The following is a 15,686-nucleotide window of genomic DNA, read 5'->3' as shown; positions in this document are numbered from 1 at the left end:
CGGCAGATACCAGATAATTTTAAAGGCAAAAGTATGAAGTCATAATGTTTGTAATTCTACATAAATGGCTTCTACATAAGTGCCTTTTTTAGCCTTCTGCCTTCGGGTGACAATCTTATCACAAGATAGCAGCGAACTTCTCGCGGGCGTTAGCGAAGCTCTCGAAGAGGATCGAACTCAGCGCCAGTTACGGTTTTCTAAATCGCGCATCTGACGTTCCAAACGATCGAGCCTTCCCCGCAACTCATCCATTTCCGACTGTCGGGGAACTCCCATATCTTGCAGCATATTCCGTAGTTGCCGCTGCAACTGCGTATCCCAATTGCCCTGTTCAGACTTCAGGTGCTCCGTCATGTCATCGACAAAGGTTTTGGCTTGCTCGGAATTGATTTTGCCATCTTTTACCCATTGCTCGCTGACTTCCTGCAATTTCTCTGCCACCAGGGAGGTAGTACCAATGCCCAGCATTACCAGTTGTTTGAGTAAGTTGCTATTGTTATCCATAGATTTTTCCTAATGTTTGCCCTTTCATACCCGATCGGCTCAGGTCGCCTGCTGTCGCTGCGAAACCATCTGTAAACTTAAAGTTACATCAGCGCACACCTACCTTTCTATTTTGGAGCATCCAGCCGCCTGATGGCGAGGCGATCGCGCTAATCTGCGTTCGGAAAACCCGCTAATGAGCCTACCCACCACATTACCCCATCACCCTGCTGTCTATGCCTGATTGCCCCCGCTGTCACCAACCTGTAGATGCCCAAGCGCTCGCCTGTCCACACTGCAAAATCCCCCTCAAAGCTTTCGGTCATCCGGGTATCCCTCTTTATCGATCGAAACCCGAAGAATTTCTGTGCACTACCTGTATTTATCACGCAGATGACACTTGCAACTACCCGCAGCGTCCCTTTGCCAAAGAATGCACGCTTTATCACAATCAAGCTGAGCCGCTTGTGCCACAGACCATCCCTTACAGCAGCGGCGACGGGCTGCAATCGATCAAAAATTGGTGTCAGCGCCATCTGGTTTGGTTAGCATTATTAGGTTTAATTATTATTAGCATTGCTCTCTCGATTTAATCGGATTGTACAAAGCGTAGAATAGAGATATATCTGTTAATCTGGGTTGCTCTATTATTCTCTAAATTATTCATGAGTTACGTATTTGGCATCGACGGCGGCGGCACTAAAACTATCTGCCTTTTAATGGATGACAACCACCTTGTTTTAGGAAGGGGTGAAGCTGGGCCGTCAAATTATCAAACCCTGGGAATTGAGACAGCAAAACAATCCATCCAATTGGCGATCGAACGAGCAGTTCTGTCCGCTAAAATTGAGCCTAATAGCAATCTCAACATTGAAGCTATTTGCCTGGGACTAGCAGGCATCGGGCGTCCAAAGGATCTTGAAATAGTGCAATTTGTAGTGCAGAACTTGCAGTTGACGAATACTTTACCAGTAACCCGATCGTTCTTGCCCAGGAATATAGTAATTTGCAGCGACTGCGCGATCGCACTTGCTGGCGGTACAGGCCATCCAGTGGGTATCGCCGTTATTTCAGGAACCGGTTCGATTGTTTTTGGGCAAAACCGTCACGGGAAAACTAAACGAGTCGGCGGTTGGGGATATATTTTAGGCGATGAAGGCAGCGGGTATAACATCGCCCTTCAGGGTTTGCAAGTTGCTTTGAAGTTCTATGACGGACGCGAAGATTTTACCGTGCTTGCGGAAAAATTTCAAACGCATTTAGGCCTCAATAACCTAGAAGAATTGGTAGAAGTCGTTTACGGGCGCGGTTGGGGAGTCAAAGAAATTGCAGCCTTAGCGCCGATTGTCGAGGGAGCAGCAGCAGAGGGCGATCGCGTCGCTGACGGCATTATCAATAGTGCTGTGGCAGAATTAACATTTTCAACAAAAATAGCCATTTCAGCGCTATTTAACCAAACAGAAGAATTTGAAATTGTGATCGTAGGGGGTGTGTGGGGCGGCGAGGCAAATTGCCGGGGTCGGTTTGAAGCGGCCATAAGTGCGATCGCCCCAAAAGCTAAGGTAATTTCGCCCCGATACGAACCAGCTTTCGGTGCTGGATTGCTAGCCTTAAACGCTCTCAACAATTAATCTCGTATCCCGAGGCTTCGTACTAGGATTTCACCTTAACTAATTTAGAGGCTAAGGGGGACGATGAACCGACATCTCTCCTTTATCCTCCTTATCTTCCCACTCTTGCCGATTTTATCTATTTTTCCAAATTTTAAAATTTTCGATTATCTACCTTATCTTCCCAACTTCTAGAATTCCAGCCTGCCATAATCAAAACATCAGATGAATGCGAAACCAGAAACAAATTTAGCAGTAGTGCGTTCCTAAGTAAACCAAAACCGAAGCAAGGAGACAATTTATATGATTACTTCTCAAAAATGGCGTTCAGCAACAGCAGCAATCCTCGCACTGGGCATTACAGTGGGAACCAGCGCGCCGCTGGTGGTAGCTACTCCCGCAGAAGCCCAACAACGAATTTCCCAATTTGATAGCATCCGAATTCCCTCGGGCAGTGTAATTCCAGTTAGCTATGAAAAAGACAAAATAGTTGTCACCCGCGAAGAAACTGCACCTTTAACTTTAACAGTAGCGCAAGACATCCGCACACCTCAAGGCAGAGTATTAATCCCCAGAGGCAGCCAGATAGTCGGGGCACTGCAACCTGTCAGAAGAGGCAATCAAATCGGTACTCAATTTGTTGCCAGAGAGTTAGTTATCAGCCGCCGCCAACGCTATCGGATTGACGGAAATTCAGGAATTATTACCAGAACCGAAAGAGTCCAAAAAGGTGCTGGCACAGGTTCAGTAGCGCAAGGTGCAGCCTTGGGTGCAGCAGCAGCAGCAGCACTAGCAGGCATTACCGGCGACAAAGCGATCGCGACTGAAGAAGTATTGGGAGGCGCTGGGATCGGCGCTTTAGCTGGAGTATTGTTGGGGCGGCGCAGCGTTGACGTGATCGTGATTCGCCCGGAACAAGATTTGGCAGTGAGATTGCGATCGGACATCGTGCTGCGCTAATATTGGGATCTTCCGATTAATTATTTGCAGTAAAACATTGTCGATCGCTAACTTGTGGTCTCCCGATAATTGGCTAGGCATACTGTTAAGGTTGTGCCTAGCCATGTTTGTTGGCGGAATTATTGGATGGGAGCGCCAACTCAGAAACAAACCAGCGGGATTGAGAACTCATATGCTAGTAAGTATGGGTTCTGCACTGTTTGTTTTAATACCGCTGGCAATAGGTAAAAATGAAAACGGACGAGATGCTGTAGAGCGCGTAATTCAAGGCATTGCTGCCGGGATTGGGTTTTTGGGAGCTGGAGAAATCCTGCGGGAATCTCAACAGGAAAGAGGCAAACCTGAAGTTCACGGGCTTACCTCTGCCGCCGCTATTTGGGTGTCAGCAGCTTTAGGAACTGCTGCTGGATGCGGGTTGTGGCAACTGGCATTAATTGGCGCTTTAATGTCGCTGTTTGTTCTGAGAGTTATTAAAGAGTTAGAGCGTCGGAGTCGTAGGAAATAGTCTCAGGGATTATATAAAATTCGGTATTATAACCGTTATAAAGTTTGTAGAGACGGCGGCAGTACGACAGAGTTTTATGAGGTTAAATTCCTCACTACGAACTAACTTTATTGCGGTCGATGGAGGGTAAATAATATTAGCTGTTTCATACCAAGTCCAGTTAATCATTGATCATAAATTGTTTGCCATCATCCCAGCCATACCTGTCAAGAAGGTTAAAAATGGGCGTTGCACAATTTGAGGATGATTATTTGGGGGTGTTCCGCCTCTTGTGAAAATACACGCCTTCTGGCTACGAGAGCCAATTCCACAAAAAAACAATCAAAATCACCCCGCAATTATGCAATGCCTACAAAGTGGCTCAAACGCTTGAAATATCTGCTTGGGGCGATCGATAAATCTTCTCCATTTGATAAAAAATTAACAATACATAACATTTCAAGAATAATGCTCAACTTTTTTTACGAAGCAAACACTTTAACTACGCCTTTACAGGTCGGGTCATCCAAGCCTGACCTTGGACGAGTGGAGTCATCACTATCCACTTACATATTCATTTTAATATTTATTTTAATTTTAGTTAATTTGCTCAACACCCACTGAACCAAAATACCAATATTTTTTAAATTAATTAGCATATAAATCAGCAAAACATTTTTTTACCAGTTTTTAGTAAGTAGAAAAGTTAATATTTATAATATCCCCACATGGCTGAATAAAAAAATTAATTTCTCTCCGAAAAACTTGGCATTTTCATCAATTCCAAAGACTCTTGCCTCACGCGACCCGCCATCGCAGCTAACTGCAAGCTCATAAAAGCATTCAAATCTTCCAAATCACACTTGGCTGAGGAAAAAATCTTCTGCATTTCATTTTCCGCTTCCAAACTCAGATATCCAGCGGCAATAGCTTGTTTTACAACTTCACGAATCTGCACGGTAGAAATGTCCCTTACTAAATTTGAACTAATCAAAAGCCAACTAATTACTAACAGGAAGTTTCGGAAGCCGTCTCGCCAAAAATTTCAAACTTTTTCAGCTCACGAGACTCTTGTTTCACTCCTCCGGACATAGCTGCTAGTTGCAAAGCCATAAAAGCATTTAAGTCTTCCAAGTCATACTTGGTGGTAGTTAACATCCGCCGCAGTTGATTTTCGGCTTCAAGAGTTAGATAGCCTAGAGCCAGAGCTTGCTGGGCGAGGTCGCGAATTAGTACCATAACACTTCGGGATTTTATTGGTTCAAGCCTCAGTATCAACTGTTTTCACAGAATCAGCAGTGACGGCTATTGCTCGATAGGTGTGACATTGTTACGGGCCACTCGTGACAGCCGGAGTCGCAGAGTGTGACTAAGTATTTGCACGGTTGTGACGGCGATCACGGGGGGGATGCCAGAGGAGGAGTCGGAGAATGGGGGATCGGAGAGTGTCCGGGTGTCTGGGTGGGGGAGTCGGAGAGTGTCCGAGTGGGGGAGTCGGAGAGTAGGATCATTTTTCTTCTTCCCTAAGACTAATGACTAATGACTACTGCCTTCTACCTTCAGAAGACGCTCAACGTCTATAATCAGCAAGTTAAATATTTACGGCAAGACATATGGAAGCACCACATAAAGATTTGCTACAACAAATAGCCCGACTATCGGAAACTTATGCTAATTTGGCCGATCGCCTATCCCAAGCAGCAAAACAACTGCAAGAGTCCGGCCTTCCTCCCTCTGACAGCTTGCTGCAAGAAGTAGCCACCTACAGCCGCAACTTTGCTGCAGTCCAAAAACAAGCTCTCGAACTCAACAAATCCACGATCGCACCGGGGGAAATTGCTTCCCTCAAAGACATTCAAAACTTAGTCGAGACTGCCGCAGCTTCTGAAGGTAAAGCAGAAATTCGCGATGCAGCATTGAAAGTGATCGATCGAGTATTGGCGATCGCCCACCGCGAACAAAGCGACTTCGCGCCCTTACAATCTGTTCATGCCAGAGCCCGCGAACTGCAGCGCGCGATTTCCGAATCAACCCCAACTCAACTGCATTCCGACGCAGAATCCTTAGTCAGCGGCAAACACCCAGTTTCAGCAGTCCTGGCCCTGGTGGAACAGCAAGACAAATTAGATGACGAACAGTGGGTAATTCTCGAAGAAACAGTCAGCGCCGCTTTTGGCAAACAAATAGCCGTAGCCATTTCCAGAGGCAAATTAACCATTGCTGAGATGGTAAAAGCAGCACCTGCAAAAGTCGAACCAGCATTTAAACCAGCGCCAGAACAAAAAATCAGCGCCGAACCTTTGCCAGAAGTGATTGTCATCCCGTCAGGAAATGTGGCACCGAAACAAGTTACAGTTGCGCCACAGATCCAGATTTTGGAATCCCCCGCACCTTCTGTCCCCATGCACGAGGTAATTATTGTTCCCAGTGTGGAAGTACCTAAGTCTCTTCAGACAACCGGTTCCGGGAACATTGTTTTTGGGGCACCTCGGGACATTCAACCAGCGGTGGCAGTAGAGGGCGGTTTGGGAATCAAAGTTTTGGTCCACATTCAGGGAATTGGCGATCGAACTTTCGGTGCTCAAGAATACGCGGGTACTAAAGCTCAAGGGCGGCGCGTCGAAGGATTTCAAATTAATATCGATCCGCCAATTCCCGGCTTAAATGTCGAGTACATGGCTCACGTCGAAGGTGTTGGCGATACTCCTTGGATCAGCCAGGGAGAATTGGTAGGTTTTCGGGGTCAAGCGAAACGAATTGAAGGATTTGCAGTGCGATTGAGCGGGCTGCAAGCTGATAAGTACGACGTATTTTATACCGCTCACATTCAGAATATCGGCGACACTGAGGTGTCCTCCAATGGCGAATATTGCGGTACTCGCGGCAAAGCTTTGAGAATAGAGGGCATCAAAGTTTGGATCGCGCCGTCTACGAGTTCCCAAACAGTGGCACCTGTGGGTTTAAAAGTGTTGGCGCATATTCAAGGAATTGGCGATCGAACTTTTAGCGATCGAGAATACGCGGGTACTAAAGCTCAAGGCCGCCGCGTGGAAGGATTTCAAATTAAAATAGAGCCTCCCGTTGCCGGTTTAAATTTGCAGTACATGGCTCACGTTGAAGGAGTTGGCGATACTGCTTGGATCTCGGAAGGGGAGTTAGCTGGATTCCGGGGCAAAGCCAAGCGCATTGAGGGATTTGCCGCGCGACTGACAGGGCCACAAGCTGATAAATACGACTTATTTTATACGGCTCACATCCAGAATGTGGGCGATACTCCTGTTACTGCTAATGGTCAATATTGCGGCACTCGCGGCAAAGGTTTGAGGGTTGAGGGGATGACGGTTTGGGTTGAGCCGAAAGCGTAAGAATAGAGAATGAATGGAAAATTAGCAGTGGCATTTTCCATTCATTTTGTGTTGTTATATTAGGTTTGATTGGTTGGTTTTTGATAATTTGCGGGATAATAGGGGCGGGTTTTACCAAGCATCTACGCCAAAAACTAATAATCCCATAAACCCGCCCCCTCTCTCAACGGTAAACGTCAATGTACATTTTTTCCCTTCGATAAAAGTCAAGGTTGATATAGGTTATTAGTTGTGGGGGGCGGGTTTATGAGATTGTTTGTGTGCGTCAAAGATTATTGGTAAAACCAGCCCCTACAGCATCAAAAACACTTGCACAACTTACGCTAGCAGACACGATATTAATGGTGTAGCACGTGCAACAAGCCTTCTACCACATGACCGATCGCACTTGGGGCAGATTCGCCAGTCGCAGCTTCGGCGGCGCAGTGGCCGGCGTGGAGTGCGTTTCCGACAGCCTGACTCCCTCCCTCCAGCGCATCGGCACCAAATTGACCGCGATATGTTTCTTTGACCATTTCAGCTTGAATTTTGCTGGTAGTTTCTTCGGGATTCGTTTCCCAATTGCGGATTGTTTGGACAATCTCGAAGCCAGCCCAAATTAACATTCCGAGGACGATCGCAGCAATAAAGTATCCCATAGCTTTCTGTAAAGTTTGAGGTTTGCTGTATCTAATCTAGGGTGGCATTTGAAGGCAGATAATATCACAATCATTGCTATTGAGTGCGGATTTCCACCTGCTAGAACCGTCGTTATTTGGTAAATTGAGGACTAGAGTTTTCACTCAAACAATGGCAACATGGCATAACTTACCCTTCCAAAGCGGCCAAAAGACACAGCAATAAAGCCTCCGTCCACTCGACTACAGCACCGTAAGTATCGCCCGTGTGGCCGCCCAAACGGTGGTTAAACCAGGCTCCGGCAAAAATTCCGATCGCACTTCCCCCCAAAGCCATCCCCACCGCCAACAGCCACCGATCGCCCTCCAAGACAACTTGCACCACGCTCAAACTCAGCAGCAACAGCACTCCCGGTATAAAATCAAAAGGAGAATAAATCGATTCTTTGTGAAAAGCTCCCTTACCCTCTGCCCGGAGATAGGGATAGCGGGCGATCGCCACCAGTTGGGCCCACCTCCCCCAACCTGCGACACCCATCAAAGCTAGCCAGCGATAGTTATTCAAGTCCGACAGAGCTGCCGTTTTCAGCAGCACGATCGCGATCGCAGCCATCGCCCCAAAGGCCCCTGTAACGCTGTCCCGCATGACTTCCAGCCGACGCACGGGGTCGGGTACAGCCAGCCCGTCCGCCGCGTCCATTGCCCCGTCTAGGTGCAGCCCGCCAGTCACGGCGATGCCCAAGACTACCACCAAGGCCGATCGAGTCAGAGCAGGCATTCCCAACAACTGCAACCCAACATCCGCCAGTCCCACCATCCCCCCAATCAAAAGCCCGATCGCCGGTGCCAAGCGGGCAATGCCCCGAAACTCTAAAGTCCAAGACACCGGTACCGGCAAACAAGTATAAAAAGCGACTGCGGCTGCGATGGCAGCGCCTTGATTCCGGAAAAAGTCGATCGTAGAGCGAACCCATTTATCATGCACCATAAGATAGAAAATTTTTCATCTGGTATGCAGTTGTCAATCGATTAGCGTGTGCCAGAATTGGACTGTAACACCCTAGTTTTTTGGATCGAGCATTCCTCCTGTCGCCCGCTCTTTTCCCCGGAAAACCTCTGTCGGCAGCGATCCCAAAGCTCCCTATCTAAAATGACTAAACTCAAGATCCGCGTTTCCCTTCCCAAGAATTCTAGCTAACTCCCTGATTTTCAAGACGGGAAAATACTACAACAGAGGCTTTTACTCCATGAGTCACGATCAATTGAATAACAGGGTAGTTGCTCCTTGCATCATCGATACAGGGATTGTCGTCAACAAACGCGATATCAAAAGATTGCTGTTTGATTTAGGACGTGTCCGCTACCTTCACATACAAGATGGCCAGATTTATAGCGAAGGCGAAGGTTATGTACTCGAAGTCTTCGCCAACCCCCACCGTTCTACCCTGATTGCCAACCATGCGCTTTATTTGAACGTGTATAGTTTTGATTACCTGGAACTGAAACAGTCCCCAGTCGATGGTGCTTATTTTGACTTAATTCAAGATGGACGGCAGTTGCGGTTAATTCCCCTCTCCAATCCTTTGCAAGAGCAATTCGCCCGGAATTTAAATGCTGCGGCTTTGGATGCGGTTGTCGATCAGGTACTCTCAGGCAACTGGGATCTACAATTGGACGACGATGATTCCCCGTTTTAATCGTCAGTCAGTCGATTTTAGATTTTAGATTTTAGATTTTAGATTTACTTGCAGCGCCGTGAATCTGGGAGTTAGAACTAAGGTCTAAAATTTTTTGCCCTCCACGACGATTGTCGGAAACTTGTCTCCGTTTTTGGGCGGGGTCATGGTTTTTTTTGTCGCGATGTCATCAACAATAGATTAAATAACACGGACGGCCGAGTAGCGGTTAACGAGCATCGGGGACTAATGACTGAGGACAAGGCGAAATTTTCTTTTAAATGTCAGGCTAATTGCAGCCATACCCAAGCGCGTGCAGGGGTTTTTGCCACTCCCCACGGTGTGGTGGAAACGCCTAAATTTATGCCAGTGGGGACGCTAGCTAATGTCAAAACTTTGACACCTGCACATCTTGAGGCGGCGGGTTCTCAAATGGTTTTGGCCAATACTTATCACTTGCACTTGCAGCCGGGGGAAGCGATTGTCGCAGGCGCTGGCGGATTGCACAAATTTATGGCTTGGCCGGGCCCGATGCTGACGGATTCGGGCGGCTTTCAGGTGTTTAGCTTGAGCCAAATGCGGACTATTTCTGAAAATGGGGTGACTTTTCGCTCTCCCCGCGATGGCCGCATGATTAATTTGACGCCGGAACGATCGATCGAAATTCAGAATCAGTTGGGCGCCGATGTGATTATGGCCTTTGACGAGTGTCCCCCTTACCCCGCTACACGGGAGGAGGTGGAGGCTGCAACAAATCGCACTTACCGCTGGCTGCAACGCTGCATTCAAGCTCACTCGCGCCCGGATCAAGCTTTGTTCGGGATCGTGCAGGGGGGCGTTTTCCCCGATTTGCGATCGCGCGCGGCGAACCAGTTGGTAGATTTGGATTTACCAGGCTACGCCATCGGCGGCGTTAGTGTGGGGGAATCGGGGGATTTGATCGCAGAGATTGTGAAGGTGACTGCGCCTCTGTTACCAGCAAATAAACCGCGTTATTTGATGGGGATTGGGACTTATCGGGAAATGGCGCTGGCGGTGGCGAGTGGCGTAGATATGTTTGACTGCGTGATACCGACTCGGCTGGCCCGCCACGGGACGGCTTTTGTGGGTGGGGAACGCTGGAGTTTGAAAAATGCTCGGTTCCGGGAGGATTTTGCTCCGCTGGATGAGTCTTGCCCTTGTTATACCTGCCAAAAATTCAGTCGGGCTTATTTGGCTCATTTGGCGCGGGCTAACGAAGTGCTGGGGTATACTTTGCTGGCGCTTCACAATGTGACGGAGTTGATTCGCTTTACTGGGAGGATGCGGGAGGCGATTTTGGCCGATCGATTTACTGAAGAGTTTGCCTACTGGCTTGCACCGAGAGTCGATCAATCATGATTGCCTTGGGTGAAGATATGCGACAATTATGAAAATTCTGTTGGATAGGTAGGTTGATTCATGGAAGCTGCATTACTTTTAGCAAAACTGCCCGAAGCTTATTCGATTTTTGAGCCTTTGGTTAATGTTTTGCCGGTCATTCCCGTATTTTTCTTGCTGCTGGCTTTTGTTTGGCAGGCGGCTGTCGGATTTAGATAAGTTTGATTTCATTAAAAGCAGGGGCAATTCACAAATTGCCCCTGCTTTTAGGTATTAAGTTTTGTTTCGTTCTTCTTTCTGCCTTCAGCTACCGCCGATCGCACTTTTGAATGCCGGTCTTTCTGAGATCCGCTTGATGTAATCTACAACAGCCGGATAAGCACTGAGGTCTAGTTTTAGCATCATCGGAATGTAGGCTAAAATTGACCCGACTGCTGCGTCGGCGACGCCGAATTCATCACCCATTAAAAATGGCTGTTTCTCGAAGATTTCATTTAACGGTTTTAACAACTGGGGAGTTTCGCGATCGCGAGTTCCTTCTGTAAATATTCCCGGCCCCAGGGTGGCGTTAGCAAACGTGACCCACTGCACGATTTGAGCTTGCTGCTCCAAAGTGTCTGGCATCTTACCATATTTTTGAGCTAAATACAGCAGAATTGCGCCGGATTCCCAAAGTTTAAAATCTCCGTCAACAATTGCCGGTACTTTGCCGATCGGGTTAATTTCGAGATACTCTGGCTGCAAGTGTGCCCCTGCTTGCATATCCAGCATGACGAATTCGTAAGGAACCGCTATTTCTTCTAGATACCACTTGACAATTGAGGCCCTGCTGCGGGCTCCGCCGTAAAGTTTCAGCACGAAATTTTTATCCTTTAACGCAACATTGCTGTTATAGCATTTTTTGGGAATTGGGAATTGGGAATTGGGAATTGGGAATTGGGAATTGGAGTCACCAGAGACTCTGATGTCAATGTTCGACTAATGACTACTGACTAATAACTAATGACCGATAACTACTGGCACCTCTGTCAAATGCAGAAACAAGATTCTGCTGCCAATAAAAATCAAAATAGCTCCGCCCAATATCTCAATTTTATTTGCAAACAAGTTGCCGCACTTGTGACCGATAAACACGCCTGCAAAGGCTAAAAAGAAAGTAATAAATCCGATCGCAGTCACCGCAGGAGCAATAGAATCTTTCAGGACAGCAAATCCGATGCCAACTGCGAGGGCATCGATACTCGTCGCCACCGACAGCGTTATCAAAGTCCCCGTATCTAAGGGATTGAACTTTTTCTCGCATTCTTCGCTTTGCAGCGATTCATAAATCATTCTCCCGCCAATGAAACTCAACAGCCCAAAAGCTATCCAATGGTCGATCGGTGTTATCAAAAAACTAAAACTAAGACCTATCAACCATCCTATGACGGGCATTAAAGCTTGAAACACTCCGAAAAATAAGGCAATTTTTAAAGCTTTATTGACCTTCATGTGTTTGATAGCTAAACCGCTAGAAACAGCAACCGCAAAAGCATCTGCTGCTAGTCCCAAGGAAAGTAATATGGTACTGGCTGTATCCATTTTTGTAAGGTGTTAGGTGTTATAAATTAAAGTGTTACTTTTGACTGTTTTAGTTTACACTAAATTTTGATAAAATTGCGTTTTTATCATAATCTATTCATTTTTGACTCACATTTATTTCACAATTGGCAAGGGTTGAAAAAATCAGCGCTTAGCTGTATTCTGTAAAAGATTATTTATCAAGTAGCAGAATTGACTATGCCGCAATCTAGACCGTACCAGCCATTGCTGCTCAGGTTACTGCATGGAGTTAACGCTGCGATCGCCCTTTTAGCAATTTTGAGCGCATTTCTGGTTTACAACACCTACGATGGGCGGTTTGGCAAAGTCCCCGTGCCTCAGATTGCAGATATTATCGGGATTCACGGCACTTTTGGCAAGATGTTGCTGTTAGGAATAATGCCGGCTTTTGCATTGTACAGTTTCCACGCAGGTCAAAAACGCTTGGTGCAGCCGGATTCTTTTGGGAGACTAACGCAGTTGGGAAAACCGATTTGGTGGTACAGTTTGCACCGGATTGTGAATACGTTGATGTTGCTGGCACTGACTTGGGCGATCGCTTCTGGCAGTATGGTGAAGGAAGAATGGCTGCCGGCTGGGGAATTGACGCAGGTTTGGTATTATTTACACGCTTCTGGTTGGGTGGTATTGGTGTTTTGTCTGGCAATGCACTTGTTGATGAGTGCGAAGGTGGGGGGTTTGCCGCTAATTTTGTCGATGTTTGATGCCGCATATCGCCCGGAAGATTCGCCGGCTGCTTGGTGGAAGAAAATTCGCTCTTTGGTCGATCGCTCTTAATGTGAAAATGCTTTATTTGAAAATGAACAGAAATATTTTATTAATTGTTGCGGAAGTCTTGGTAATGGGAGGCTGGTTGTTTGCTGTGGTTGCACCTTTATTATTTCCCTAATCCTATCATAGCAACTTGGGTTAACAAATGATTATTAGGTTTGTAGTGAGGACTTCTTTCTTCCGTTTTATGAAAACTAAAGTCTTGACTACGAAGCCAAATTAAGCTTTTCGTGCAGCTTGCTAGCAATATTTGCGACGGGTTTCCATGGCGGCAAGATGCGATATCAAATGATCGGCAATTTTACCCTAAACTCAGCACCGCCCGCTGTTTTAGATTTAATTTGAGATTGCACTGGAGATTCAACTGTAAGGCTGCCGCCGTGCAATTCTACAATAATTTTATAGCACACAGACAGATCCAACCCTGTAAAATTTTTAAATGATTTAGTATGGCAAGAATGACCAAATATTTTCTGTTGAATTTCCTGCGAAATTATTGAGCCATTGTGAACTATGGATACAACAATAAATCTGCCTGTATATTCCTCGATAATATCGGTTTCAATTGTAATAATTTGAGCGGAATTTTCAATACTTTTAACTGCATCTATAGCATTGATGATGAGACTCGCGAATACCTGGCTCAGTTGACCGGGATAACACAAAATTGGCGGCAGGTTGTTGTACTCCTTGACTACTAATATTTTTTGCTCCAGTCTGTGAGCCAGCAACAGCAAAATATTGTCGATGCTCTCATTAACATTGGCGGGTTCTTTGTTGGCTTCGTCAGGAAGTGAAAATTTTCGCAAAGCCAGGACTATCTGGCGAATGCCATCTGCTCCTATTTTCAAAAGGTTGAGAATTTGCGGCAACTCTTCGCTGATAAAATCTAGGTCGCAGGCCTCTATTTCTTTGGCAATTCGCGGCACAGGTTCGGGATATTGTTCGCGATAGAGGCGAATTATATTGAGTAAATCTTTGATATAATCGTTAACGTGAATCAGGCGGCCGTAAACAAAGTTAATCGGGTTATTAATTTCCTGGGCAACTTCGGCGGTTAGTTGACCGATAATTGTCATTTTTTCGCTTTGTACTAAATGTTCTTCGGTGATTCTGAGTTTGGCTAATACTTCTTCCAAAAGTTTGAGTTCTTCTTGAATTTGCCCGTGAAGTTGAGATTGGGAAATTGCGATCGCCAGCGAGTCGGCAATTGCTTCCAAAACTTCCACCTCGTCGGGAGTCCCAAACCGCCGATTTGCACAGGCGAACAGATATCCAAGCCGATGATTCTGAGTTAGTACGGGTACTGCTGCGTAGTGACTATTTGTGAGTTCGATATGGGCGTGTTCTTCAGACGCTGTGGCATCAGGAGGGGCCGTTTTGTGTAGCAGTATCGTTTCGCAGCGGTGAAGCCGTGCAGCTAAATCTCCAGAAGGCCCTCCTGGAACACCAAAGATTCCCAAGCGCGTCGGCAAACCTTCCCGGCAATATTCCCAGCCAAATTCTAAAGTATCTTGTCGGGGATCGTACCATGCGAAAATTGCTCGATCGAGCTTAAGTAAAGTACCGAGTTCGTCTACTGTAGTTTGGAGGATGCGATCGAGCTGCAAGCAAGCGCGAATGCGGCCAGTTAAGCGGTGGAGAAGGGCTTCTGTGCGACTGCGAATGCAATGTATGGCAAACAGCTTGAGCCCCACAATTGTTGCGAAAATTGCTGCGGCGGCAAGTAAGCCGGCGGCTACTGCTAGTATCTTGAAAGGAAGGAGTTCTTTTTCGAGATGGTCGCGGGGAATTACGAGGGCGATCGACCATTCAGCTTGTTCTAAAGGAATATAAGCAACATAAACTCTGGCGTCGTTGATTTGAGTCAGCACAATGCCCGTTTTTTGATAAACCATCTCCCGGGCTACATTTGCCAAATTAGTATCTGCGGACTCTAAAAGACTGGGAGCCGATTTGTCGATATTTCCGATTAATCGAGCGTCGGGATGCACAATCGGCACTCCTTGAGAATTGAGAACAAAAGCGTAAGTTCCTGCCCCATATTCCAGCTTTCCTACTACTTCGGCAATTCGATCCATGCTAATGACGCCGTTCATTACTCCGATCGGCTTTTCGGTTGTTTTATCAATAGAATTTACCGAATTTGACCACACCGGAGCTGAAATGGGAACAATACTTTGTCCTTTGAGCGTGCGAGAACTGGTAGGATCTGAAACATAGACTTCCCCAGCCATTGCCTTTTTGAAGTGTTGGCGGTCGCTAACATTAATCAACGCTCTGCCCACTTTTGTGGTGAAATAAGAACCGTCGGGAGCAATTAATGCGAAGTGCAGGAATTCTTGCAGTCGATTTACTTCCGATTTTAAATAAGGCTCTGCCACTGACCAATTCATCGAACGAACCGGAGGAGTGTGGGCGAGGATTTCGATCTCAGCCTTTCTAGTGCCGAGCCAGCGATCGATCTTGTTTGCCCGATCCCTAACTTCTAACAAAGCATTTCGCTCTAAATTTGTGATAATCAAGCGGCGAACACTTTGATAGCTGATACAACCAGTGATGCTAGCTGCCAGAATTGTTACCCCCAAAATTAAGAGCGCAGTTTGGTACCCAAGATGGTATTCGCCCTTTAATCCCGCTGGCAATAGTCGAGTTAATTTCCACCACTTTACTCTCGCAAAGCTTCGCATGGTTTGACCAATTTGTGAGATTGAAATCCTTAGCTCACCTACGATCTACTTGCCCGCCTGCCAGTAGTC

Annotated in this window: 17 protein-coding genes; 9 read left to right on the top strand and 8 right to left on the bottom strand. The window is 46.6% G+C overall.

Annotation, left to right across the window (positions count from 1 at the left end; genetic code table 11):
- Window positions 1-177: 177 nt before the first annotated feature.
- Window positions 178-504, bottom strand: a complete 327-nt coding sequence (locus QUB44_RS05115) for a phasin family protein (RefSeq protein WP_333036214.1) — start codon at window positions 502-504, stop codon at window positions 178-180.
- A 215-nt stretch (window positions 505-719) separates the two neighbouring features.
- Here QUB44_RS05115 and QUB44_RS05110 point away from each other — a divergent pair, with 215 nt between their 5' ends.
- The 4 genes from QUB44_RS05110 (at window position 720) to QUB44_RS05095 (ending at window position 3,558) form a co-directional block, all read left to right on the top strand.
- The gene (locus tag QUB44_RS05110; protein ID WP_333240054.1) at window positions 720-1,076 is read left to right on the top strand and encodes a zinc ribbon domain-containing protein; all 357 of its coding nucleotides are present in this window, start codon (window positions 720-722) and stop codon (window positions 1,074-1,076) included.
- Between the two features lie 72 nt (window positions 1,077-1,148).
- Window positions 1,149-2,114, top strand: a complete 966-nt coding sequence (locus QUB44_RS05105) for a BadF/BadG/BcrA/BcrD ATPase family protein (protein WP_333363940.1) — start codon at window positions 1,149-1,151, stop codon at window positions 2,112-2,114.
- 282 nt (window positions 2,115-2,396) lie between these two features.
- Window positions 2,397-3,053: a hypothetical protein gene (locus QUB44_RS05100; protein WP_333363937.1), complete on the top strand. Its 657-nt coding sequence runs from the start codon at window positions 2,397-2,399 to the stop codon at window positions 3,051-3,053.
- 37 nt (window positions 3,054-3,090) lie between these two features.
- Window positions 3,091-3,558 (top strand): MgtC/SapB family protein, encoded by a 468-nt coding sequence (locus QUB44_RS05095; protein ID WP_333363933.1) that lies wholly within the window; start codon window positions 3,091-3,093, stop codon window positions 3,556-3,558.
- Between the two features lie 724 nt (window positions 3,559-4,282).
- Here QUB44_RS05095 and QUB44_RS05090 read toward each other — a convergent pair.
- Together QUB44_RS05090 and QUB44_RS05085 are read right to left on the bottom strand one after the other, a co-directional pair.
- A complete protein-coding gene (locus QUB44_RS05090) occupies window positions 4,283-4,495 on the bottom strand; it encodes a hypothetical protein (RefSeq protein WP_333363930.1) in 213 nt (70 codons plus the stop codon).
- Window positions 4,496-4,545: 50 nt separating this feature from the next.
- On the bottom strand, window positions 4,546-4,776 hold the full coding sequence (locus tag QUB44_RS05085) for a hypothetical protein (RefSeq protein ID WP_333064039.1): 231 nt from the start codon (window positions 4,774-4,776) through the stop codon (window positions 4,546-4,548).
- Between the two features lie 374 nt (window positions 4,777-5,150).
- Here QUB44_RS05085 and QUB44_RS05080 point away from each other — a divergent pair, with 374 nt between their 5' ends.
- Window positions 5,151-6,902, top strand: a complete 1,752-nt coding sequence (locus tag QUB44_RS05080) for a hypothetical protein (RefSeq protein WP_333363927.1) — start codon at window positions 5,151-5,153, stop codon at window positions 6,900-6,902.
- Between the two features lie 338 nt (window positions 6,903-7,240).
- Here the strand turns inward: QUB44_RS05080 and QUB44_RS05075 are convergent, their stop codons facing one another.
- Entirely contained in the window at window positions 7,241-7,540 is a 300-nt protein-coding gene (locus tag QUB44_RS05075; RefSeq protein WP_333363924.1) for a hypothetical protein, read from the bottom strand.
- Window positions 7,541-7,709: 169 nt separating this feature from the next.
- On the bottom strand, window positions 7,710-8,507 hold the full coding sequence (gene cobS, locus QUB44_RS05070; protein WP_242722367.1) for an adenosylcobinamide-GDP ribazoletransferase: 798 nt from the start codon (window positions 8,505-8,507) through the stop codon (window positions 7,710-7,712).
- Window positions 8,508-8,766: 259 nt separating this feature from the next.
- On the opposite strand from cobS, the gene QUB44_RS05065 reads away from it, so the two are divergent.
- From QUB44_RS05065 to QUB44_RS05055, 3 genes are all read left to right on the top strand, one after another.
- Window positions 8,767-9,216: a hypothetical protein gene (locus QUB44_RS05065; protein ID WP_333363921.1), complete on the top strand. Its 450-nt coding sequence runs from the start codon at window positions 8,767-8,769 to the stop codon at window positions 9,214-9,216.
- 228 nt (window positions 9,217-9,444) lie between these two features.
- On the top strand, window positions 9,445-10,575 hold the full coding sequence (gene tgt, locus QUB44_RS05060) for a tRNA guanosine(34) transglycosylase Tgt (protein WP_333363918.1): 1,131 nt from the start codon (window positions 9,445-9,447) through the stop codon (window positions 10,573-10,575).
- A 60-nt stretch (window positions 10,576-10,635) separates the two neighbouring features.
- A complete protein-coding gene (locus tag QUB44_RS05055; RefSeq protein WP_006634808.1) occupies window positions 10,636-10,773 on the top strand; it encodes a photosystem II reaction center protein K in 138 nt (45 codons plus the stop codon).
- A gap of 84 nt (window positions 10,774-10,857) precedes the next feature.
- On the opposite strand, the gene QUB44_RS05050 is transcribed toward QUB44_RS05055, so the two are convergent.
- A complete protein-coding gene (locus QUB44_RS05050; RefSeq protein ID WP_333363915.1) occupies window positions 10,858-11,412 on the bottom strand; it encodes a glutathione S-transferase family protein in 555 nt (184 codons plus the stop codon).
- A gap of 141 nt (window positions 11,413-11,553) precedes the next feature.
- Complete coding sequence (locus tag QUB44_RS05045; protein ID WP_333162448.1) at window positions 11,554-12,135, bottom strand: manganese efflux pump MntP family protein; 582 nt, start codon at window positions 12,133-12,135, stop codon at window positions 11,554-11,556.
- Window positions 12,136-12,333: 198 nt separating this feature from the next.
- Here QUB44_RS05045 and QUB44_RS05040 point away from each other — a divergent pair, with 198 nt between their 5' ends.
- Window positions 12,334-12,933, top strand: a complete 600-nt coding sequence (locus QUB44_RS05040) for a cytochrome b/b6 domain-containing protein (RefSeq protein ID WP_333363912.1) — start codon at window positions 12,334-12,336, stop codon at window positions 12,931-12,933.
- Between the two features lie 278 nt (window positions 12,934-13,211).
- On the opposite strand, the gene QUB44_RS05035 is transcribed toward QUB44_RS05040, so the two are convergent.
- Window positions 13,212-15,515 (bottom strand): cache domain-containing protein, encoded by a 2,304-nt coding sequence (locus QUB44_RS05035; protein ID WP_333363909.1) that lies wholly within the window; start codon window positions 15,513-15,515, stop codon window positions 13,212-13,214.
- Window positions 15,516-15,686: the final 171 nt, after the last annotated feature.

Source organism: Microcoleus sp. AT3-D2, from assembly GCF_036705715.1.
In the GTDB taxonomy this organism is placed as follows: Bacteria; Cyanobacteriota; Cyanobacteriia; order Cyanobacteriales; family Microcoleaceae; genus Microcoleus.
The sequence above is the reverse complement of the archived record's forward strand: the minus strand, read 5'-3'. Positions and strand labels throughout refer to the sequence as shown.